This window comes from Arthrobacter sp. 2RAF6 (genome assembly GCF_052115205.1).
In the GTDB taxonomy this organism is placed as follows: Bacteria; Actinomycetota; Actinomycetes; order Actinomycetales; family Micrococcaceae; genus Arthrobacter.
Genome location: NZ_JBFRGF010000003.1, coordinates 18,045 through 39,806, shown reverse-complemented (window position 1 = coordinate 39,806; position 21,762 = coordinate 18,045). Strand labels below are relative to the sequence as shown.

General features: G+C 65.1%; 21 protein-coding genes and 1 pseudogene. 14 read left to right on the top strand and 8 right to left on the bottom strand.

The window, feature by feature from the left end; genetic code table 11:
* Nucleotides 1–114 precede the first annotated feature (114 nt).
* Nucleotides 115–2,208, top strand: coding sequence for a DUF6807 family protein (locus tag AB4Z38_RS02840; RefSeq protein ID WP_441428300.1), 2,094 nt, complete (start codon nt 115–117; stop codon nt 2,206–2,208).
* A 55-nt stretch (nt 2,209–2,263) separates the two neighbouring features.
* Here the strand turns inward: AB4Z38_RS02840 and AB4Z38_RS02835 are convergent, their stop codons facing one another.
* Complete coding sequence (locus AB4Z38_RS02835) at nt 2,264–2,779, bottom strand: VOC family protein (RefSeq protein WP_441428459.1); 516 nt, start codon at nt 2,777–2,779, stop codon at nt 2,264–2,266.
* Nucleotides 2,780–2,848: 69 nt separating this feature from the next.
* Here AB4Z38_RS02835 and AB4Z38_RS02830 point away from each other — a divergent pair, with 69 nt between their 5' ends.
* Complete coding sequence (locus AB4Z38_RS02830) at nt 2,849–3,652, top strand: helix-turn-helix domain-containing protein (protein WP_441428299.1); 804 nt, start codon at nt 2,849–2,851, stop codon at nt 3,650–3,652.
* Nucleotides 3,653–3,700: 48 nt separating this feature from the next.
* Here the strand turns inward: AB4Z38_RS02830 and AB4Z38_RS02825 are convergent, their stop codons facing one another.
* Genes AB4Z38_RS02825 through AB4Z38_RS02815 form a run of 3 tightly spaced genes read right to left on the bottom strand, consistent with a single transcriptional unit; the run spans nt 3,701 to nt 6,938 of the window.
* Nucleotides 3,701–4,558 (bottom strand): sugar phosphate isomerase/epimerase family protein, encoded by an 858-nt coding sequence (locus AB4Z38_RS02825; protein ID WP_441428298.1) that lies wholly within the window; start codon nt 4,556–4,558, stop codon nt 3,701–3,703.
* Nucleotides 4,555–5,769: a dihydrodipicolinate synthase family protein gene (locus tag AB4Z38_RS02820; protein WP_441428297.1), complete on the bottom strand. Its 1,215-nt coding sequence runs from the start codon at nt 5,767–5,769 to the stop codon at nt 4,555–4,557. Before AB4Z38_RS02820 ends, AB4Z38_RS02825 begins: the two co-directional genes overlap by 4 nt.
* Nucleotides 5,769–6,938: a Gfo/Idh/MocA family protein gene (locus tag AB4Z38_RS02815; RefSeq protein WP_441428296.1), complete on the bottom strand. Its 1,170-nt coding sequence runs from the start codon at nt 6,936–6,938 to the stop codon at nt 5,769–5,771. The genes AB4Z38_RS02820 and AB4Z38_RS02815 overlap by 1 nt, the downstream gene beginning before the upstream one ends.
* Nucleotides 6,939–7,107: 169 nt before the next feature.
* On the opposite strand from AB4Z38_RS02815, the gene AB4Z38_RS02810 reads away from it, so the two are divergent.
* From AB4Z38_RS02810 to AB4Z38_RS02800, 3 genes are all read left to right on the top strand, one after another.
* Nucleotides 7,108–8,163: a LacI family DNA-binding transcriptional regulator gene (locus AB4Z38_RS02810; protein WP_441428295.1), complete on the top strand. Its 1,056-nt coding sequence runs from the start codon at nt 7,108–7,110 to the stop codon at nt 8,161–8,163.
* A 263-nt stretch (nt 8,164–8,426) separates the two neighbouring features.
* Nucleotides 8,427–9,821 (top strand): MFS transporter, encoded by a 1,395-nt coding sequence (locus tag AB4Z38_RS02805; RefSeq protein WP_441428294.1) that lies wholly within the window; start codon nt 8,427–8,429, stop codon nt 9,819–9,821.
* A 67-nt stretch (nt 9,822–9,888) separates the two neighbouring features.
* Nucleotides 9,889–10,242 (top strand): L-rhamnose mutarotase, encoded by a 354-nt coding sequence (locus AB4Z38_RS02800; protein WP_441428293.1) that lies wholly within the window; start codon nt 9,889–9,891, stop codon nt 10,240–10,242.
* A gap of 87 nt (nt 10,243–10,329) precedes the next feature.
* On the opposite strand, the gene AB4Z38_RS02795 is transcribed toward AB4Z38_RS02800, so the two are convergent.
* Nucleotides 10,330–11,580, bottom strand: coding sequence for an acyl-CoA dehydrogenase family protein (locus AB4Z38_RS02795; RefSeq protein ID WP_441428458.1), 1,251 nt, complete (start codon nt 11,578–11,580; stop codon nt 10,330–10,332).
* Between the two features lie 14 nt (nt 11,581–11,594).
* Nucleotides 11,595–12,386: a 3-hydroxyacyl-CoA dehydrogenase gene (locus tag AB4Z38_RS02790; RefSeq protein WP_441428292.1), complete on the bottom strand. Its 792-nt coding sequence runs from the start codon at nt 12,384–12,386 to the stop codon at nt 11,595–11,597.
* A gap of 110 nt (nt 12,387–12,496) precedes the next feature.
* On the opposite strand from AB4Z38_RS02790, the gene AB4Z38_RS02785 reads away from it, so the two are divergent.
* Genes AB4Z38_RS02785 through AB4Z38_RS02775 form a run of 3 tightly spaced genes read left to right on the top strand, consistent with a single transcriptional unit; the run spans nt 12,497 to nt 14,393 of the window.
* Nucleotides 12,497–13,693 (top strand): glycoside hydrolase family 76 protein, encoded by a 1,197-nt coding sequence (locus tag AB4Z38_RS02785; RefSeq protein ID WP_441428291.1) that lies wholly within the window; start codon nt 12,497–12,499, stop codon nt 13,691–13,693.
* A 9-nt stretch (nt 13,694–13,702) separates the two neighbouring features.
* On the top strand, nt 13,703–14,197 hold the full coding sequence (locus AB4Z38_RS02780; RefSeq protein ID WP_441428290.1) for a hypothetical protein: 495 nt from the start codon (nt 13,703–13,705) through the stop codon (nt 14,195–14,197).
* Complete coding sequence (locus tag AB4Z38_RS02775) at nt 14,190–14,393, top strand: hypothetical protein (RefSeq protein ID WP_441428289.1); 204 nt, start codon at nt 14,190–14,192, stop codon at nt 14,391–14,393. The genes AB4Z38_RS02780 and AB4Z38_RS02775 overlap by 8 nt, the downstream gene beginning before the upstream one ends.
* Before the next feature lie 2 nt (nt 14,394–14,395).
* Here AB4Z38_RS02775 and AB4Z38_RS02770 read toward each other — a convergent pair whose 3' ends face one another.
* Complete coding sequence (locus AB4Z38_RS02770; RefSeq protein WP_441428288.1) at nt 14,396–15,004, bottom strand: YdeI/OmpD-associated family protein; 609 nt, start codon at nt 15,002–15,004, stop codon at nt 14,396–14,398.
* Nucleotides 15,005–15,064: 60 nt separating this feature from the next.
* Between AB4Z38_RS02770 and AB4Z38_RS02765 the strand changes: the two genes are divergently transcribed.
* From AB4Z38_RS02765 to AB4Z38_RS02740, 6 genes and pseudogenes are all read left to right on the top strand, one after another.
* Nucleotides 15,065–15,733, top strand: a complete 669-nt coding sequence (locus AB4Z38_RS02765) for a VOC family protein (protein WP_441428287.1) — start codon at nt 15,065–15,067, stop codon at nt 15,731–15,733.
* A 305-nt stretch (nt 15,734–16,038) separates the two neighbouring features.
* A complete protein-coding gene (locus tag AB4Z38_RS02760) occupies nt 16,039–16,578 on the top strand; it encodes an NUDIX hydrolase family protein (RefSeq protein WP_059388553.1) in 540 nt (179 codons plus the stop codon).
* A gap of 88 nt (nt 16,579–16,666) precedes the next feature.
* Nucleotides 16,667–17,746, top strand: coding sequence for a DUF6707 family protein (locus AB4Z38_RS02755; protein ID WP_441428286.1), 1,080 nt, complete (start codon nt 16,667–16,669; stop codon nt 17,744–17,746).
* A gap of 61 nt (nt 17,747–17,807) precedes the next feature.
* The gene (locus tag AB4Z38_RS02750) at nt 17,808–18,533 is read left to right on the top strand and encodes an SRPBCC family protein (RefSeq protein ID WP_441428285.1); all 726 of its coding nucleotides are present in this window, start codon (nt 17,808–17,810) and stop codon (nt 18,531–18,533) included.
* A 51-nt stretch (nt 18,534–18,584) separates the two neighbouring features.
* The gene (gene tgt / locus AB4Z38_RS02745) at nt 18,585–19,919 is read left to right on the top strand and encodes a tRNA guanosine(34) transglycosylase Tgt (protein ID WP_441428457.1); all 1,335 of its coding nucleotides are present in this window, start codon (nt 18,585–18,587) and stop codon (nt 19,917–19,919) included.
* Between the two features lie 3 nt (nt 19,920–19,922).
* Nucleotides 19,923–20,129: pseudogene (locus AB4Z38_RS02740) on the top strand (type IV toxin-antitoxin system AbiEi family antitoxin domain-containing protein); the annotation flags it as partial.
* A 94-nt stretch (nt 20,130–20,223) separates the two neighbouring features.
* On the opposite strand, the gene AB4Z38_RS02735 reads toward AB4Z38_RS02740, so the two are convergent.
* A complete protein-coding gene (locus AB4Z38_RS02735) occupies nt 20,224–21,762 on the bottom strand; it encodes a DUF6297 family protein (protein WP_441428456.1) in 1,539 nt (512 codons plus the stop codon).

Below are 21,762 nucleotides of genomic sequence, written 5' to 3'. Positions count from 1 at the left end.
GGCGTTACATCTCCCACAAGTCAAGGTACACTCTTCCTGGAAAGCGCTTACCAAGCGCTCCTGGAACGACACTGACGTCAGCAACCCCGCCCCCGGGGATAGATGAGGAGAGCCATGGGCACCCTGTCCACGCCCGTCCCGGCAGAACGCGAACAGCCCAGCCATGAAGCAAGCCGGGTGGCCCTTGTGGGGGTCCACGGCTTCGGCGCGCACCACCTGCAGAACCTCGAAAGGCTCCAGGCCAACGGCGTCGTGCGCCTTGTTGCCGTAGCGGATCCGAATCCGCCTGCCCCCGGCGCCCTCCCGCCCGGAACTGCTGTCTTCAGCACCTTGGACGAACTTCTGGCCGGAACCCCCGTGCTGGACCTGGTCATTGTGGCCACACCCATCCAGACGCACGCACAGCTCGCCTTCACAACGCTCCCCCACGCAGACCTGTACCTCGAGAAGCCCCCGGTCGCTTCCCTCGCCGACTTCAATCGTTTGCAGGAAGCCGCAATTGCGGCCGGCAGGAGCGTCCAGGTCGGCTTCCAGAGCCTCGGGTCCCGCGGCCTCCAGGCCATTGAGGAACTGCTTGCGGAAGGAGGGATCGGCACGCTTCTGGGCATCTCGGCCACGGGACGCTGGGTGCGTGACCGCGCCTACTACAAACGCTCCCGCTGGGCGGGCAAACGCAGCCTGGACGGCATCGACGTCGTTGACGGGGTGGCAACCAACCCGCTGGCACACGCGATCGCCACCGCGCTGAGGATCGCGGGGGCGCGGACGGTGGACGATCTTGCCTCTGTGGAAACAGACCTGTACCGCGCCAACGACATCGAATCCGACGACACCTCCGTGATCCGGATCCGCACCGCCGCGGGCCTCCCCATCACGTGCGCGCTCACTCTTTGTGCCGCCGAATCCGTGGAACCGTACATCACCCTGCAGGGCAGCGAAGGTACGGCGGTGTTCCACTACACCGAAGACCGCCTCACGGTCAGCTCTGCCGCCGGGAAGCGCGACACGGTCTACAGCCGGGTGGACCTCACCGAGGACTTGCTGGAGCATCGTCACCAGCTACGCTCCGTGCAGGGCCTTGCAACCGGCGCGCCGCTGATCAGTCCGCTCGCGGACAGCGGCGCCTTCATGCAGGTCCTCGAGGCCATCCGCACCGCAGAATCTCCCGCACTGATCGCCGGGCAGTACGTCACCTGGGAGGGCGAAGGCGACGCCGCCCGTGCCGTGATCAACGGAATCGAAGACGCCCTGGAACGCTCGACGGCGGCGCACGCCACCTTCAGCGAACTTGGCGTGCCGTGGGCGCGGCCTGCCGTCGACGGCGATCGGCCGGTTTTGAGCTTGCCCGACGGCGGTGAGCCGGGCACCTCTGCGATTGAAACCGACCAGCCCGCTGTCGTCTTGGCAACCCTGCAGAGCGGCGCCGGACTTGCCGCGCGGCTCTCCCCGCGGCCCTATCTGCACCCGGTCCGAACACTCGCCGGAGTCAAAGTCACCGACCACCTCCCGGCTGACCACCCTTGGCACCTCGGCGCGGGATTCGCGTTGCAGGATGTCAACGGCAGCAATTTCTGGGGCGGCAAGACGTACACGCGCGCTGCAGGCCGTTACGAAGAACGGCAAGACCACGGCCGCATCATCGAACGCTCCACAATGTCGGGTCCAGGCCTGCTGGAGCAGGAATTGAGCTGGCAGGCACCGGACGGTAATGAGCTGCTCCGCGAACTACGCACCGCCCGGTCCAGCCTGCTTGACCGCCGCACGTGGCAACTCGAGCTACGAACAGAACTGACCGCCGTCGTCGACTCCTCGCTGGGCAGCCCCGGCTCGAACGGCGCCCTCGGAAGCGGCTACGGCGGCTTCTTCTGGCGTTTGCCCGCCTCCGCCGGGGCAGAAGTCTTCACAGCGGAACGTCGCGGCGAGCCCGAAGTCCACGGCTCGGCGTCGCCGTGGCTGGCCTGGGCATCGGAATTCCCTGAAGGCCCCGCCACTCTGGTGTTCGCCGCCCAGGCTGAGGCGCAGGATCCCTGGTTCGTGCGGATGGCGGATTACCCCGCAGTGGGTTCGGCCCTGGCCTGGGACCGGCCGGTGGAGCTTGCCGCAGGCGACTCCATGACCCGCACGTTCACCGTATGGATCGCCGACGCCAAGCTGTCTCCGGCCGAGGTTGCCGAGCTGACGGCCGGCAGGGCTTCCGCTGCAGGATAGACCCGTAAAACTTGAGCGCGGCTTAGCGACAGCGGCTGCGCCGACGGAGCTCCCGTCAGGATGAGGGGGTCTGTTCTTTAGCCCACTCGGCGACCCGGCGAGCACTTTCCTCATCGGAGAGGTCCTCGACTCGGGTCATGATGGTCCAGCGGATACCGAACGGATCACGAATGCTGCAGAACCGATCCCCGGACACGAAAGTCATCAACGGCTCGCGGATAGTAGCGCCAGCCGCCTCGGCCCGCTCGACGACGCCGTCGACGTCATTGCAATAGAAACCCATCGAGCAGCAGTCATCGTCGCCAGCAGGAGGAGGTACGAGATGGTAGTCGACGGCCGGTTCACCAATCTGGAGCCGACCGTCGCCGAAATCGAGGACGGCGTGAACAACGACGGCATTGATTTCCGTCACGTCGACGATGCGTGCGCCGAACACATCGCGATAGAAAACGATCGCCGCGGGGGCGTTCGGTACAACGAGGAACGGCGTCAGGCTGGTCGAACCATGCGGGATACCGTGGGACGTGTGATCGCCGTGTGCAGCGGCGGTTTTCTCAGTTTTTTCGGACATGTCTTCACGATAAAGGGACGGCGCAATGCGGGGCTTGAAGATTCGCGACAACTTCATGAATGCCGCAGTATGACCGGAGATTCACGCGGAATTCTCTATCCCGCGAGCCTGCCACGGTTCTCCCGGCTGCCCTCCCCGGACCGGATCTCCTCATTGGTGCGGTGGTTCTGGATCGCTGAGTGGGACATCGCACCAGGACACACGTCGCGCCAACAAGTGATTTCGTTCCCCGCGTCAAATCTCACCGTGGAGCCAGCGTTTGTCGGTTTCGCGGGACCGACAAGCCGTCGCTCCACCCGTGACCTCACGGGTCGAGGATGGACTGTCGGCGCCCTGCTAAGGCCCGCAGCCGTCCCGCACTTCACGGCCGCCCCCGCAGCTCATCGAGATGCATACGGGCCCGTAGACTTCCCGGACGTCCATGCCGCGGTCGTCCGCGCAATGACGGGATCCGAGGATGCAAGCGGCCGGCATCTCCGGGCTGTCGAAGCGTTCACGAGCTGGTTCGTTGAGAACGTGCCGACTCCGGGCGCGGAAGGTTTGCGTGCGAACATGATGGCCGACCTCATAGACACTGATTCGACGATAGTGCGCTTGGATGATGTAGCCGGGCGTCTAGGAGTTTCTGCACGAACAGCACAGCGGCTCGCTGTACGTTACGTCGGCCTCTCGCCCGCTGCCATGATCCGTCGTCGGCGAATACAGGAAGCCTCAGAGCGTCTCCGGAGCGACCCGGACTCCGACATCGCAACCATTGCGGCCCACTTTGGCTACTCGGACCAAGCGCATCTCGCCAACGACTTCCGCACCGTCCTAGGGCTCACACCCGGCGCGTACCGCAACGCTTCATCGGATCACCCTCCTCTCGAATAGGACCCGCGATACTCCCGGCCATTTGGTCATCGGGATCGCGCCGAGCCGTTAGGCGTACGGAAGCACGAGCTCCGCGTAGCGCTGCTTCATGGTTTCCAGGACCGAATCGCCGTCGGCATCCCAGATGTCCTGATTGAAGATTTCCACTTCGATGTCGCCCGTGTAGCCGGCCTCGCGCACCCAGCTGCCGATCGTCGCGAAGTCGATCACGCCGTCGCCCATCATGCCCCGGGAGAGCAGGGCGTCGGAGGCGATGGGGAGGTTGAAATCGCACACCTGGTAAGAGGCGATCCGGCCTTCCCGACCGGCCCGCTGAATCTGCTGCTTCAGTTCCGGCTCCCACCACACGTGGAAGGTGTCGACGGCGACGCCGACGGCCTTCGCGTCGTAGGGTGCGGCGAGGTCGAGGGCCTGCCCCAGGGTCGAGATAAGGGCACGGTCCGCAGCGTACATCGGGTGCAGCGGCTCAAGCACCAGGCGGACCCCGTGTTCGACGCCGAAGGGCACCAGGTCCTCGAGGCGATCGGCCACGCGCTGGCGTGCCGCGACGACGTCTTTCTCTCCCGGCGCGAGGCCGCCGACCACCAGGAAGAGCTGCTGCGTATCCAACGCCACGGCTTCCAGGATGGCCGCCCGGTTGTCCGCCAACGCGGCTGCCTGCCCTTCGGCATCGGCCGCGGTGAGGAAGCCGCCCCGGCAGAGGGACGAGACGCGAAGTCCTGCGTCCTTGATCAGTTTGGCGGCCTTGTCCAGGCCCGCATCGGCAACGATGTCCCGCCACGGCCCGATCGCCGGAATTCCGGCCCGGACGCAACCGTCCACGGCTTCGGCCAGCGTCCATTTCTTGGTGGTGGCGCTATTCAGTGACAATCTTGAAAAGTCCGAGAGTCGCGAAAAGTCGCTCATGCGCCCACTCCGTTGATGCGAAGGTAGTCGGACATCCGGAAGGCGGCCAGCGCTGGATCGCGCAGGAGCCCGGCTTGGTCGGCGAGTTCGAAGGTGCGCGCCAGGTGGACCACGGAGCGGCCGGAATGCAGCCCGCCGACCATCTGGAATCCGGGCTGCTTGCCGTTGAGCCACGACATGAAGGCGATCCCGGTCTTGTAGTAGAACGTGGGGGCGCTGAAAATGTGCTTGCCAAGTTCGCGGGTGGAGTCCAGGATTGCCCGCGCGTCCGCAGCGTCGCCGGCGTCGTACTTCTGCAACGCTACCGAGGCGGCAGGGTAGATCGCGGCGAAGATGCCCAGCAGCGCGTCCGAGTGGCGGGTCCCGTCGCCGTCGATCAGTTCCGGGTAGTTGAAGTCGTCACCGGTGTAGAGACGGACGCCGTCCGGAAGAGCTGCGCGCAGGGCAACTTCATGCGAAGCGTCGAGCAGCGAGACCTTCACCCCGTCCACTTTGTCCGCGTGGTCGCGGATGAGGCCAAGGAAGGTTTCGGTTGCTTCGGCAACGTCGTCCGAGCCCCAATAGCCAGCCAATGCGGGGTCGAACATGGTCCCGAGCCAGTGCAGGATGACGGGCTGGTCCACTTCGTCCAGGAGGGTGGAGTAGACGTGCAGGTAGTCCTCCGGGTTGGTTGCCGCTTTGGCCAGTGCGCGGGAGGCCATGATGATGACCTTCGGTCCGGCTTCGCTCACGACGGCGATCTGCTCGCGGTACGCGTCCAACACGGCTTTGATGCCGGCGGGACCCTCGGGAACAGAGTCGAGGTCCAGCTGGTCGGTTCCGGCGCCGCAGGACACGAGGTCCTGGACGGTCTTGCCGGCGGTGGCGGTGTTGCCGGACGCCACCACGGAGGCCGCTTCGACGCCGGTTCGCTTGATGAGCTGCTGCGTCGCGGCCCAGTCCAGGCCCATGCCGCGCTGGGCGGTATCCATGGCATCAGCAACACCCAGGCCGTAGGACCACAGCTCGTGCCGGTACGCCATCGTGGCGTCCCAGTCCAAGTGCGCCGGGGCGCCCGGGGTATTGTCGGCTGTCGCTTCCGGAATCACGTGCGCGGCGGCATAGGCGCGCCTGGAGGTCAGCGGCGCCGTCGGCCTGGCCCACGACGTGGCCGGCTGCAACTTGTAAAGGCGGGTACCGCCGTCGTGGTTTGGGAGGAGAAGGGAGGTCATCAGAGCACAATCTCCGGGATATCGATGGTGCGGCGCTCGTCGTTGGACCGCAGGCCGAGTTCGGCCAGCTGCACGCCGCGGGCGGCGGAAAGGAGGCCGAAGCGGTGTTCCCGGCCGGCGACGACGTCGCGCAGGAATTCTTCCCACTGCAGCTTGAAGCCGTTGTCCAGGTCGGCGTTGGCGGGAACTTCCTGCCACTGGCTGCGGAAGGACTCCGTGACGGGCAGGTCCGGGTTCCACACGGGCTTGGGCGTGTGGGCGCGCTGCTGCGCAACGCACTTGTTCAAGCCCGCGACGGCGGAACCGTGCGTGCCGTCGATCTGGAACTCCACGAGTTCGTCGCGGTAGACGCGGACGGCCCAGGAGGAATTGATCTGGCCGACGACGTCGTCACCGCCCGGGGTTTCGAGCTCGAAGATTCCGTAGGAGGCATCGTCGGCCGTGGCCTTGTATTCCTTGCCCTGTTCGTCCCAGCGGGCCGGGATGTGGGTGGCGGTCTTGGCGTTGACGCTCTTGACCTTGCCGATGATGCCTTCCAGGACATAGTTCCAGTGGCAGAACATGTCCGTTGTCATGCCGCCGCCGTCTTCCTTGCGGTAGTTCCAGGACGGGCGCTGCGCTGCCTGGATGTCGCCCTCGAATACCCAGTAACCGAATTCTCCGCGGATCGAGAGGATGCGGCCGAAGAAGCCCTCGTCCACCAAGCGGCGCAGCTTGACCAGGCCCGGCAGGTAGAGCTTGTCGTGCACCACGCCCGCCGTCACGCCGGATTCCTTGCCGATCCGGGCCAGTTCGATGGCTTCTTCCAGCGTCTCCGCCGTCGGCTTTTCGGTGAAAATGTGTTTCCCGGCGCGCATGGCCTTCTTCAGCGTCGCCGCGCGGAGGCTCGTCATCGACGCATCGAAAACGACGTCGACCGTGGGGTCGTTGATGACTGCGTCGAGGTCGGTGGACCACTCGGAGACTTTGTGGAGTTCGGCGAGTTCGCGGATTTTCGCTTCGTTGCGGCCCACCAGGATCGGTTCAACCTGGACGCGGGTGCCGTCTGCCAAGGTGAAGCCCCCGGCGTCCCGGATGGGGAGGATGGAACGCAGCAGGTGCTGACGGTAGCCCATCCGGCCGGTGATGCCGTTCATGGCGATGCGGATCGTCTTTGTTTCGTAGCCCATGAGTCCTCTTCAATGGAAAGTAAGTGAAGTGGGAAAGCGCATTCCCAATGCATTCATGATGACACGCAGGTGCTGGTCTGGCAATCGCTTTCCCAAGGTCAGTTAGGACTGCAATAATCGGATGTTGCTGAAAGTGTCCGAGACTGAGGCTTTTGAAGAGGAGTTATCTGTGACTGCAAGCACGCTGTCCGAAGTGGCCAAACTGGCCGGCGTCTCCCCCGCCACCGCCTCCCGGGTGCTCAATGGTTCTGCCAGGACGCCCGCACCGGAAATCGCCGAGCGCGTCCGGCAGGCAGCCGACACCCTCGGCTACATCGCGAACGCCCAGGCCCAGGCGCTGGCGAAATCCAGCACGGGGCTCATTGGCCTGATCGTGCACGACATCGCGGACCCTTATTTTTCCGCCATAGCGCAAGGCGTCCAGGCCGCAGCACGGCAGGAGCGCCGCATGGTGCTGCTCGCCACGACCAACGGCACGCCCGCTGAGGAGAAAGATGCCGTCGCTGCCTTCGCTGCACGGCGGGCCGAGTCGATCGTCATCGCAGGATCGCGTTCAACACGTTCCGAAGATGCCCGCGCGAACACCGAGCTGGCCGCCGAATTGGACCGCTACTGCCGCAACGGCGGGCGCGTGGGCGTCGTCGGGCAAGCGATTCTGGGCGTCGCCGAAACGGACAGTTACCGAACCATCGCCGTCCCTAACGCGCAACTTGCGCGGGATCTGGCGCGGGAATTGGCGCGCACCCACAAAGGGCCGTTCGTCATTGTGGCCGGGCCAGAGGGACTGACCACTTCGGATGAGCGGGTTATGGGATTCCAGCGCGGCTTGTCCGACGCCGGCCAGCCCGCCGCGGATGTTGTGAACGTCTCGTTCAACCGGAACGGCGGCTTCGACGCCGGTATTGAGCTTGCCTGGCGGATCAAGGCCTCCGGCCAGTCGGCGCCGGAACAGCGCTTGTGCATTTTCGCTACGAACGATGTCATGGCCATCGGGGTGGCAGCCGCGTTGAGGGACCAGGGGCTCAGGGTCCCCCACGACGCCAGCCTCGCAGGGTTCGACGACATCGAATGGCTCCGGGACTTCCGGCCGGCGCTCTCCACCGTGAGCCTGCCACTGGAGGAAATCGGACGGCTGGCAACCATTGCGGCCCTTTCCGACGACGACGGCGGTCCGGCCGCCGTCGCGGGCAGCGTCACCCTCCGCAGGAGCACGGGTTCGCCCTAGTTCCCTGGGTTCGCGGCGGCTCCATCGATGACACGATCACGCCGGGCCGAGAGTCCCCCGCCATTGTGACCGGCATAACAACTTAACCTTGACAGCGCGGCCGCACGGGTGTCTCATGGAAAGCGCTTACCAAATGGGAAAGCGCATACCAAGCGGAAGTTCAGTCCGATTCTTGCGATGGCGCCGCCCTCCTACTGGAACCCAGACCCAAAGACGGGAAGGCCCTTCCAGTGGCCCCAACGACTTGTCCAAAGGAGGACAATATGAAGATCGACGCGAGCAGGCAGCGAAGTTCAACCGGACCGCGACCGTCCAGCACTACGAGGAAAGCGGCAGCCAGCGGCTGGATCGGCAGCGCCCTTGAGTACTACGACTGGTTCATCTACGCGCAGGCCGCGGCGCTCGTTTTCCCGGGCGTCTTTTTCCCCGCGGGAAACCCGACCGTTGCACTGATCGCTTCGCTCGGCACATACGCCGTGGGCTACGTGGCTCGCCCGATTGGTGCCTTCGTCCTCGGACAATGGGGCGACAAGCACGGCCGGAAGAACGTCCTGGTCCTCGCCATGTTGATGATGGGCGCGTCGACCTTCGCCGTCGCTTTGTTGCCGACTTATGGCCAGGTCGGACTTCTGGCACCCGTCCTCCTGGTTGCAGTCCGGCTCATCCAGGGCTTCGCGGTGGCCGGCGAGCTGAGCGGCGCCAGCGCCATGATCGTGGAGCACGCGCCCTTCGGTCGTCGGGGCTTCTACGCAAGCTTCGCGCTCCAAGGCACCCAGGCCGGACAGATCATTGCCGCGGCCGTCTTCCTCCCGCTTTCCGCCGTGCTCTCCAATGAAGCGTTCAAATCCTGGGGCTGGCGCATTCCGTTCCTCCTCAGCGCCCTCGTGGTGTTCGCCGGATACATGATCCGCCGCCGGGTCGAAGAAACACCCACTTTTACTGAGGAAAAGGCGCACCAGGAGATCCCGAAGATGCCGATCGTCCGCGTTCTGCGGGAAAGCGGCCTGGACGTGGTCCGGGCAGTCTGCATGACCTTGGTCAACGTCGTCGGCGTCACCGTCGCAGTCTTCGGTGCGGCGTACGCCACCCAGCCGGGTTACGGCGTCGGGATGAGTACTACTGTCTACCTCTGGATCCCGGTCTTGGCCAACGTCGTCGCACTCGCCCTCATCCCCTTGTTCGGAGATCTGTCGGATCGGTTCGGCCGCCGGCCGTTGATGATCTTCGGCTCGTTGAGCTCCGGTGTGCTGGCCTACGCCTACCTGTACGCGGTGAGCCAGAACAACGTACTGCTCACGATCATCCTCTCGATCATCATGTGGGGCACGCTGTACCAGGTCTGGAATGCAACATTCGCCAGCTTCTTCCAGGAGCTCTTCCCGGCCCGCACCCGCGTCACGGGATTCGCGATCTCGCAGAACATCGGCCTCGTCATCACCGCATTCCTTCCGAGCATCTTCACGGCAATCGCCCCGCCGGGATCGGCGAATGTCCCGCTCATCATCGGGTCCATCTGCTTCGGAATCTGTGTCATCGGCGCCGTGGCTGCCTGGTCGGCCCGGGAAACCTATCGTATCCCCCTCAATCAGCTGGGCACCCCGAACGCGACGCCGGTTGCCCGCGAGGAGTACCGCCAGCTCCGGAGCGGCGCCCGGTAAGCTGCACGATTAATGCAGTGATTCGCGGTCATCGAATGAAACGATTCAGGAAGATAGGAGAATCCACATGCGCGTCTGCTTCCGTTCCTCGGTCAAACCCAGCCAGATTCCCGAGTACCGGCGCCGTCATGCGGCCGTGTGGCCGGAGATGCTCCGTGAACTCAAGGTGGCCGGCTGGAACAACTATTCGTTGTTCCTTGCCGACGACGGGCTGCTGGTGGGATACGTGGAATGCGACGATTTCGACACGGCACGAGCCCGCATGGCCCTGACCGATGTGAATGCCCGCTGGCAAGCGGACATGGCGCTCCTGTTCGAAGACGACGAACGGGCGCCGGACCAAGGCTTCGTGCAACTCACGGAAATCTTCAATCTGGAGGACCAATTGTCCGGGCTGGAGGACCAATTGTCCGGGGGCTGAGGCCTCAGGCTCAAAACCGGGGCTTGTTTCCCATCACCGCGCTTCAAGCTCCGGTCTGGGAAACAAGCCCCGGAATGGCGCGCCGCCTCAAACGATCGCGGAAACCCCTGTCACTGCCCGGCCCACGATAAGCGAGTTGATCTCGAACGATCCTTCGTAGGTGTAGATCGCCTCGGCATCGGCAAAGATCTTGGCCATACGATAATCGGTCACGATGCCGTTCCCGCCCAGGATGGACCGGCCCATCGCCACAGTTTCGCGCATCCGGGCGCTGCAGTACGCCTTGGCCAGGGCCACCTGGGCCATTTGGGCTCCGCCGTGGCGCACTCCCTTGCTGTCCGTGTAGATATCCTCCTGCAGCTGGGCGATCCGCACCATCATGCCCATGCTGGCCACGGCATTTCCGAGCATGTCCACCAATTGCTGCTGGATGAGCTGGAACTTCGCCAGCGGTCGGCCGAACTGCTGGCGTTCGAGCGCGTACTTCCTGGCGACGTCGAACGCCGCCAACTGCTGCCCCACGGCCTGCCAGGCCACCATGAGCCTGGACCCTCTCAGCAGGTGGTTGGTGTCGGCGAAACTGTTGATCCCGGAAAAGCGATCCGCCTCGGCAATCCGGACGTCTTTGAGGACAATGTCGGCGTTTTGCACGGTGCGCAGGGCGATCTTGTTTTCGATCTTGGTCCGTGTCACCCCGGGCAGCGTGGCACCCACGATGAAGCCTCGGACGGCGCCGTCAGCTTCGTCCCGGGCCCAGACCAGCATGTGATCGCAGAACGTCCCGTTGCCGATCCAGCGCTTGGCGCCGTTCAGCACCCAGTAGTCGCCGCCGTCGTCGTCGGCTCCCCCGGTGACCCGGCGGGCCACCGTCTGCAGGCCACCGGCTACGTCGGAACCGTGATCCGGTTCTGTAAGCGCAAACGCTCCGGTGGTCCGCAGATTGGAGGCGTCGTCCAGGTAGCGGTCCTGCTGGTCCTTGGAACCGAACTCGTAGAGCGCCTCGATGAAAAGGTCGTGGTGGACCATGAAGAACGTGGCGATGGAGGTGTCAACGCGGGTCATTTCCGCGATCACCAACCCGGCGAAGAGGTTGCTGTAACCGCGGTGCGTGGGGGTGCTTAGGCGAAGGGCCGCGAGCTTGGGCAGGATGTGCGCCGGGAACTCAGCCTTGTCCCACCAATCCTTGGCATACGGGGCGATTTCCGTGGCCAGGAATTCCCGGAGCTCGTTGAGCTTGCGCTGTTCCTGGACGCTGAGGAGCGATTCGAAATCGAAAAAATCGGCCCCCGGCAAAGAATCAGGCAGGGAACCGGCCGAGTGTTCGACGGCGGCCGCCACCCTGTGCGCCTGGCTCACTTCGGTGCCATCCGGATGGCGCCGTCGAGGCGGATGGTTTCGCCGTTGAGCATGGCGTTTTCCACGATGTGCGCCACGAGGTTGGCATACTCGGCGGGACGGCCAAGACGTGCGGGGTGCGGTACCTGCTGGCCAAGGGAGAGCTGCGCGTCCTGGGGCAGGCCTGCCAGCATGGGGGTTTCGAAGATGCCCGGCGCAATGGCCATGACCCGGACCAGCGAGCGCGCAAATTCACGGGCCAGGGGCAACGTCATCGCGGCCACGGCTCCCTTGGACGCGGCATACGCAGGCTGCCCGATCTGGCCGTCGAAAGCCGCCACGGAGGCCGTGTTGATGATGACGCCGCATTCCGCGCCACCGAGTTCGGTAAAGGCAGGTTCGTTCCGGGCCATCGCTGCGGCAGCCAGGCGGATCACGTTGAAGGTGCCCACGAGGTTGATCTGGATGACCCTGTTGAAGTTCTCCAGCGGCAGCACGCCGTCCTTGCCAAGCACCTTGCCCGGGGTTGCGACGCCAGCGCAGTTGACCACGATCCGGAGCGGACCCAGCGCGACGGCAGCGTCGACGGCATCCTGCACTTGTTCTTCGTTGGTGACGTCGGCGGGGACGAACACGGCCCTGCCGTCGGCTCCCGAGGCGTTGAGTTCGCTGGCGAGAGCCTCGCCGGGAGAGGAGCGGAGGTCAAGCAGCACCACCGACGCTCCGGCGTCGAGCAATCGCCTTGCGGTTGCGGCCCCCAGTCCCGAAGCCCCGCCGGTTATCAACGCAACTGCGCCCTTGATGTCCATCCATCCTCCTTGATGCAGAACTAAAATCCGTTAATGAATGTTAACTGAATCACTTTGATTGTGCACTGGGGAGGGGCCTGCGGCCAAGCGCGCAGCGTTAGGCTGTCACCATGTCCGTCCCCGACACCTCGCAGGGCACCTCCGGAACACCGGATTGGGCCGCGCGTGCCGACGACGCCGCACGTTCGGTGACCCGGCATTTCGGACGGCCTCTCCTCCTCCTTCCCGGAACCCACCTCGCCGCGCCGGTCCGGCCCTCCAGCCGTTTTCCGGGGCAACCATGGAACTACTGGTGGCAGGCGCACTACGTCGATTGTCTGGTGGACGCCGGGTTTCGCGAACTGGCCTCGGGATCAAGGTTCGACGGTGGTGATCGCCCGAGCGCTGGCCGGCTCGCTTCACGCCTGGTCACCACCATCCGCTTGCGCAATGTCCTTCGCTACGTGAACAGCTACTACGACGACATGGCATGGCTCGCCCTCGCCACCTTGCGCTTGGACGCCTTGGCCGAAAGAGCGCACCAGCCCGGCCGACGGCGCAACGCCCGCTTGCAGGAAAGCCTCTCTCCGCAGTTCGAATCGGCCTCCACCGACGACATGGGCGGCGGCACCTTCTGGAGCACCACACGCGACTTCAAGAACACCCCGGCCACGGCGCCGGTGGCCCTGCACTTCGCCCGGACCGGCAAGCCGGAGCGGGCACAAGGGCTTGTGGACTGGCTCGACGCCACGCTCTTCGAACCCGCCCGCGGCCTGTACCTCGACGGCGCCTGGATCAGGGAAGGCAAGCTCGTCCTCGCCGAAGAGGTCTACACCTACAACCAGGGCCCTGTACTCGGCGCCTTGTTGGAGTTGGGTGGGGATGCGAACCTGGCACGTGCGGCCGCCTTGGTGGCCTCCGTCGCCGAACATCTGACGATCTGTGGGCCTGACACTCAGGGGAGGCACGTTCTTCGCAGCGAAGGCACCGGCGACGGCGGACTCTTCACCGGAATCCTCGTCCGTTACCTGGCCCTCGCCGCCGGGGACGTTCGTTTGCCCGCACCCAGCCGCGCTACCGCCGGCCAATTAGTGCTCGACACCGCGGAGGCGCTGTGGGCGGGGCGGACTGTGCGGACCGACGCTGCCCACGGGACTTACGGAAGGTACGACGACGACGGCTGGCTCATCTTCTCGACCGAACCACAGCGTCCGGCCGCCGAAACCTACCCGGCGGACACCGCCGTCGAACTCTCCACCCAACTGCAGGCGTGGATGGTGCTGGAAGCCGCCGCGCGCGTCCGGCACCTTGTCGGTGCCGAGGCCTAGTCTGGAGCTGTGAACCCGTCCCCGAGTCCATTGCCTGTCACCGTGGTCGCCGCGCCGCCGGAATGGTGGCAGATCCTCAGCGCGCTGAGCCCACTCGCTGTTCTTGCAGCGGCCATCGTTGCCGCGGTCGTCGGCCTCCTGTCCTTGAGGCAGAAGGCGCGGGCAGACGATAGGTCCGAGTGGTGGCGCCGGGCTCAATGGGCACTGGACGCATCCCTGTCCCGCAGCCGCTCTGAGGCGGAAATGGGCCAAAAAGCCATCGATCTGCTGGGCCGAAGCGAACTAGCGTCATCTGAAGAGCTCGCACTCCTCAAAATCGGCACCGAGGACGCATTAGAGGCCGCTGACAAAGCTCGAAGGATGGACGCCCACGATGTCTTGGGAGTCCCTGGCACGGTGCGGGCAGAGCTCATTCGGGTGGACGAAGGTGACAACGCAGGCGACAATGGAGGGGACATAAACGGCAGCAAGGGCAGGCAGGAGGTTGACGATGAACATGGCTAAGCCAGCAACCCGTCGTAAGGCCGATCACCCATCTGAAAACCACGTTGTTGCCACGTCGCAGCGTCCCGCGACGGTGAGCCCCGAGGACCGCAAGGTACAGATCGCCGCAGCCAAGGCCAGGGTCACGCTCGACAAGCGACTGGGCGAGGACACCCCTGAGTGGATCATTGCGCTGTCTCAGGAGAAGCCCGAGTAAGGCTACTCCCCCACCACAGGCACCGGCTTTTTCCTCTGCGGGTGCGGGGTTTCCTGCCGCGCCAACATCTCGACAAAGCCAGCGATCTTCCTGGCCCGCGTGTCCGCCTTCTTCACCGAATTGGTCCGGTAGATCAGAGCGTAGCGATTGACCGACGTCAGCACGTCGAACATCGCCTGGGCTTCGGGAACGGCGGCGATGGCTGCAGCGAGGTCCTCCGGAACTTCCGCGTCGGCTTGGCCCACGTAGGCAGCTTCCCAACGCCCGTCCGCCTTGGCGCTGTCGACGGCGGCCCATCCGGCCGGGGTCATCTTGCCTTCGGTTTCCAAACGGGCAATGTGCCCGACGTTCCGTTTGGACCATGGGCTTTTGGGGCCTCGGCGGGTCATGCGCTGGAAGACGCTTTCGTCGTCGCGTCTTCTGCCCTGGCCGTCGATCCAACCGAAACAAAGGGCCTCGTCCAAGGCAGCGGCGTAATCCAGTTCCGTCACGTTGCCGCCCTTCTTGTGCAGCACGAGCCACACGCCAGGGCTATCGGCGCCGTTCATTTCGAGCCAGGAACGCCATTCGGCAGCGTCTTTGACGATCAGTTCTTCAAGTTCTACAGCCATGGCCCCATTCTGGTGCCAGCTAGGCTGTGGCGAAAGCCCACTGACTTCTGCGGAGTATCCATGTTGCGCGTCCGCCCCATCCAGTTCACGTCCGACGTCGCCGCTTGGAAGCACCTTCTTACGACGCTAGGCCTTGTGTGCATCGAGGACCACGGCGATTGGGTGGAGTTCGACGCCGGCTCGGGCCGAGTGGCCTTGCACCGTACAGCCACTGACTCGCCCGACGACGGCACTGCCGTATTCGGCGTCGAGGTCGGGGATTTGGCCGAGTTCGCCCGACGCACCGTGGCGGACGGAACCCGTGCCGAACTCTTCGATGCCGATCACGGGCAGGCCGTGCGCATTACCGCCCGGGACGGCTTCACGTTCCTTGCCGATAAGGCGAGCAGCCGCACGACCAGCCCCGAAGCGGATCCGAGGCTCGCCGTCGTCGGGACATGGCTCACGCCGGATGTGCCGGCGGCCGCGCAGGAGTTGCGCAACATCGGCGCGCGGTCGCGGCGTGCGTCCGGGGACTTCGCGGATTTCAGCACGAAGAACGGCGGCATCCTTTTGGTCCGGGAGTCTCCGCAGACGGCTGCGGGAGGCCTCGCTTTCGAGTACGACGGCGACCTCGCAGCTCTGGAGGCCCGGCTCGCCGTCGCCGGACTCGCCGCCGCCCGGACCGGCTCGCTTCTCACGACCGAGGCCCCGCGCGGCGGGACGATCAGCGTGGCGGGGCCTGCATAGCCCAACGCTCGCTCACCTAAGTCGGTCCTTTCCCCAACGCTCGCTCACCTAAATCGGTCCTTCCCTCAACCCTCGCTCACCTAAATCGGTCCTTTCCCCAACGCTCGCTCACCTCAATCGGTCCTTCCCCCAACCCTCGCTCACCTCATCTGCACGAGGGATCCCGATTTTGGCCACAAACGTGAGCGAGCGTCGCCGGATTGGACGACATAAGTGAGCGAGCGTTCCGGATCTTGGGCTCGACGCAATCCTGGCTCTCTGATTCGTACGGCATGGAACGGCATGGGATGAGGTAGAACTTAACCATGAGTGTTCGTACCCCTGACCCGTACTCCGGCTGGCTTTCCGATGAAGACCTCTTCGAAGCCCGCGGCCGCCTCCCCATGGTTTACGTGGAGGCGGTTCCCGTGCGTCTGGATCCGCTCGGATTCGTCAACGAGGTGGGTACCCTCCTGCAGGGCGATGCCGACGGCACCATGGTCCGTTCCTTCGTGTCCGGCCGCGTGCTGTACCGCGAAACCATCCGGGCCGCGCTGCTGCGGCACATGGAAAAGGACCTCGGCCCGTTGGCCTTCCCCCAACTGCCCGTGAGTCCCGTGCCGTTCACGGTGGCCGAGTACTTTCCGGCGCCGTCGCAGACCGGCTTCACGGACGACCGCCAACACGCCGTATCCCTCGTCTACGTCATCCCCGTCACGGGCGAGTGCGAACCGCGCCAGGACGCCCTCGAGCTGACGTGGATGACTCCTCAGGAAATCCTCAGCGACGACGTGCAGCAGGAATTCAGCGGCGGCCGCGGCAATCTGGTCCGCCAGGCTCTGGCTTTCGCCGGCGTCGGCCAGTAGCCAGCGCGGTCAGTAGCCGCCTCCCCGATTTGCTCGGTGAGGTTTTATAGACTGTTGGGCGGACCCCAAGAGAACCAAAGGACTTCCGATGACTCACAGCCCAGCCGACCAGCAGTACCGTGAAAAGCAGGCTGGGGCCCTGCAAATCGGGGACTACCTGTTCCTCCCTGGGGATGGTCCCGCGGAGGAAATCACGCACATCGAGCTCGAACACGACGACTTTGGCGCGCCCGCACTCATCCTGGTGACCACGCTCGACGGCGGGAACGTGCGGATCGCTATCGGGTCCAGCGTTCCGGTGGGCGAAGCGGCTGTCATTCCCGACGACGTCGACACGCTGGCGGAGGACGATCCAGTTCCGCCGTCGGAGCCGGATCCCGGCGACGCGGCCGACGGCGGTGACGAGCCCGAGGTCGGTACCTCCGACGGCGGTACCTCCGATGACGGCGACTCGCCCGCGGAAGCCATTCCCGCCGTCGTCGTACCTCCTTTGCCCACGGTGGCACCGACTGTCAGCGGATCTCTTGTGCCCTCGGCTGCGCCGGATCCCGCGCGGCTCGCGCTCATTCCCGAACCGACAGATTCGCCCGAGGACGTCGTCGCCGCCGCTGCCGAAGCGCACCCCGGCAGGAACGGCGTCGCGGTGTTGAGTGAACGCCTCGTGAAAGGCATCAACACGAAGTCGGGAAGCTGCCTGCGGGATCTGAGCGACCTGGCCCACGATCTTTTCATCGAGCTGCGGGATCCGGACCATGCCCTCGCGGTGGCCGACATTCTCAATGTGCTCCCCTACGACGGAAACCGCGACCGGTGGATGTCGGTTGAACGATCCCTCGCACTTTCCAGCTTCATTTGCCGTGAGCTCGGCCAAACGGAACGCGGGGAAGTCTACGATCAACTCCTGCAAGCGCCGGACACCGTGGAGACAGACCCGTTCAAGGCCCGGATCGCCGCCAAGGTCCGGCAGCGCGGGCTCAACGAACCGAACCTGTACGACAAGGAAATCTTCCGCTCCATCGACAACGGCAACCGCGATGCCGAGCGTGAATGGCGGCTGCTCCGGCTGGAAGCACTGCTGTTCCTGCGCTCGCACGGCGGCTCGAACACCCTTGGCGTGGGTGAACTCGATCACCGGATCGCGAACGAACTCGAGGCCGTGCGGGCTTAGGCGCTATCGGAGGATTCCGCAAGACCTGTCGCGTTCGCTCCAACGGCGGTAGATTCGGGCCATGACGAACAATCTGAGCGTTGTTGTTAATGCCGACGCGCAGCAAGTTTGGACTTCGCTGCGCGAACCGTCGCTCGTGGCCCAGTGGCACGGCTGGGAGGCCGATGAGCTTGGCGACGAAATCAAGCAAATCTACTTCAGCACCGACGTGGTCGAGGCTCCCGACCACACAAGCCTCACTGTGAACGGCGGGGACGTCTTCGAGCTCACCCCGGTCAGCGGAGGCACCGAAGTCCGCGTGACGCGGGCCGCCTTGGACCACGATTCCGAATGGGCGGCGTGGGACGAGGACATCACGCAAGGCTGGCTGACCTTCCTGCACCAACTCCGGTTCGCCCTGGAACGCCACCCACACGGGCACCGGCGCACGCATTTTGTCTCCCTGCCCGGCGGTAGCGGATCCGGGATCCAGAAACTCGGCCTGGCCGACGTCCCCGCTCACGGGGAGGAGTACTCGCTCACGTTGCCCACAGGCGAGGCCGTCTCCGGCAGGGTCTGGTTCCGGAGCAACCACCAAGTGGGCCTCACCGTGCACAGTTATGCGGAACACGGGGACGGGCTGCTGATTGTGGCTGACCAGCCGGTGATTCCGGAGAAGAGGCCCGACGGCGGCACTATCGTGATCGCTTCGACCTACGACCTGGGCGCGGCCAGCCTGGACTCGATCCGCTCCCACTGGGACGGCTGGAAGGCTGAGAACTACCCCACAGAGGTGCATTCGCACTGACGATTCACGCTCCGGGGCTGGCAGACTGTAACGGTGCCAGCCGATCCTTCACTGCCTGCTTCCGGGTCTAACTCCAAGTCCGATCCTTCCGCGCTCGGGGCTGCCCGGCAGTCCGCATTTTCCTTCGAGGTAGGTGCGCGGCTCAGCGAAACGCGCCCGCCGTCGTCGGGCCTTTTGAACGCCGACGGCGGCAGCCGGCACGGCGGCGGCAAGCGCGGGGAGTTCCTGGGCCGCACCGGAACCATCACCACACCGCACGGCCAGATCCAGACGCCCGCGTTCATCGCCGTCGGGACCAAAGCCACGGTCAAAGCCGTGCTGCCCGAATCCATGAAGGAGCTCGGCGCGCAGGCTTTGCTGGCCAACGCCTACCACCTATATCTGCAGCCTGGACCGGAGATTCTGGACGCGGCCGGAGGACTCGGCGCGTTCATGAACTGGGACGGGCCGACGTTCACGGACTCTGGTGGATTCCAGGTGATGAGCCTCGGCTCGGGGTTCAAGAAGGTCATCGACATGACCTCCGTGGATGCGTCCGGGCCTGACGACGCTGTAGCCCCGGGCAAGGAGCGGCTGGCGCGTGTGGACGAGGACGGCGTCTGGTTCAAGTCGCACCTGAACGGGGACCGGCACCGCTTCTCGCCGGAAATCTCGATGCGGGTGCAGCACCAGATCGGCGCCGACATCATGTTCGCCTTCGACGAGCTGACCACCCTGCAGAACTCCCGGGGCTACCAGGAGGAATCCCTGGAGCGGACGCGTCGCTGGGCCGAGCGCTGTGTGGTTGAGCATGAGCGGCTGACAGCTTCCCGGGTAGGGAAGCCGTACCAAGCTCTGTTCGGCGTCATCCAGGGGGCGCAGTACGAGGACCTTCGCCGCAAGGCCTGCCGCGACCTGGGCGGGATGCCCTTTGACGGTTTCGGTATTGGCGGCGCCTTGGAAAAGGAAAACCTCGGCACCATTGTGCGTTGGTGCAACGAGGAACTTCCCGAGAACAAACCACGGCACCTCCTGGGGATATCCGAGCCGGACGACATCTTCACGGCCATCGAAAACGGCGCTGACACCTTTGATTGCGTCTCCCCCACCCGGGTGGCCCGCAACTCGGCGTTCTACACCCCGTCCGGCCGGTTCAACTTGTCCGGGGCACGCTACAAATCGGATTTCGGACCCTTGCAGGATGGTTGCGATTGCTACACCTGCGCCAACTATTCGCGGGCGTACATCCACCACCTGTACAAGGCCCACGAGATGGTCTCGGCCACGCTCATCTCCATCCACAACGAGCGCTTCGTGGTGAAGATGGTGGACGACGCCCGCTTGGCCATCGAATCCGGGGACTTCTTCGAGTTCAAGGCCGACACCTTGGGGCGGTACTACTCGTAGCTTCCCTCCGTCGAGTTGGAGGTGCACAGCCGGGCTGGTCGGCATCGGCTCGACTTGCCTGACGGGAGGCAAAGGTCGCGTTGGAATTCGATGGCGAGATCAAATACTTCGATTTCAAGCCAACAGCCGAGGTGATTTTCGAGGAGCGGCGCCGGGAGAAAGCCCTTAGCGAGGACGGCTGGCGCTTCGTCCGCGTGGAGTGGAAACCAGCCCGCCGCCGTCGAGATCGCCGGAACGCGCCCGGGTCGCCGAAACTCTCCGGCGAGCCGGCACCGTTCCGGCGAGCTCGCGCCGGGGAGCCTCCTCAGGGGCGGTCCGCCGTCGTCACGCCGATCACCAGGAGCACCACATTGAGCACGACGGCGGGCGTCACCAGCAGTTCCGGGGCGTTGAACAGCATGCCCAAGGCCAAAGGCACCAGGGCGAAGAGGCACAATACGTAGCCTCGGATCCTGGTTCCCAGCATGGCGGGTCCGCTACGTCCAAGCTGCATCAGGTACACCAGCTTGGTAAGGTCTTCCTGCTGCCGGAAGGCTCGTCGCAGCATCCCCGCGCCCAAACCGCCGCCCGCCGCCGCACCCAGGACGAGGAGCTCCACCCGGAATCCGCCCGCCAGCACGAAGAATCCGGCAGCCGCCGTCGTCCACAACCCCATCAGAATGACCGGCAGCGCGACGTGGACCCAGCGCGAGGCTGTCCTGGAAATCGGAAGGAGGGCGTCGAGGCTGGGGGCCATGCGCAACTGCCAGAGCGGCCCGGCCGCCGCTGTGGAAGAGAAGATCGCCGCGGCAAGCAGCACGGGAAGCAGGATGATAGGTGAATCGAACGTCCGGACCAGCCCGGTCAAGGGAACGACGGCGAGACCCAGGCCCCAGCGCCACAGCCGGCCGGGTTGCCGGGCGAGCACGGTTGCCTCCGCGTGGAAGAGCGCGCCCGCTGCGGTGCGGGGGGTGCCCGGGAGCTTCACCCTGCTCCGTTTGCCGCCGCTGGAAAGCGAGGCACTAAGCTCCCCGGTGTCCATCAGCGTCAGCGCAGCCTGGACATGTCCCCTCGCGGACCCTGCCTTGAGCAGTGATGTGGTGTGGACGCTGGAGAGCTTGTTTCGCATGCCAAGGGCTGCGGCAACCAAAGCGACAGCAGGGGCGATGGCGAAGATCCAGTTGCCCTGCAGCGTCCCGAACAGCATCGCGCCGAGCACCGCCGAAGCAGCCGCCAACAGCCACGAGGTTGCCCGGCCTTGCTGCCGAGCTGGACGCTGGGCGGGCGTCTCCAGCCGGCCCGGCGCTGCCATCCGCGTCTGGGCGAACGCGGCCAGCGCGAGAATAGCCGCGCCGGTCAGTGCCCCTGCCAGGACCCGCCCGGCAAACACCACCGCGTTCGAACCGCTGATGACTGCCACCGGAATCGTGGTGAGGGCCCCGACGACGGCGGAAGCCCAGACCGCGCGGCGCAAGCCCCGGGCTAGAAGCGGCTCGCGGTTGATAGCTAGCGAGTACCACCAGTGCCGCTGATTCGCCGTGATAGCCAGCGGCCCGAGCCTGCCCGACACCCAAAAGGCCGCCAAGCCCAGGAGCCCGAACCCGGCCACTAGACCGTATTCAACCGGGACGACACCGTAGCCGGCCGAAATCAGGTGGCCGCCGAAGCCATGCTCCGCTGCGGCTGTGAGCCCATTGAGGAGTCCTGTCGCGTAGATCAGGCCGACGCCGAACGTCAGGAACTGGATGTACAGCTCGTTGAGCCTGGAGAGCAAGGACTGGCCGCGCGGGCGAATGACCTTGCGTGTGGCACGCTCGGGGTCGAAGTCCACGAACTCCGGATGCGCTACGGCAGCAGTGGACAT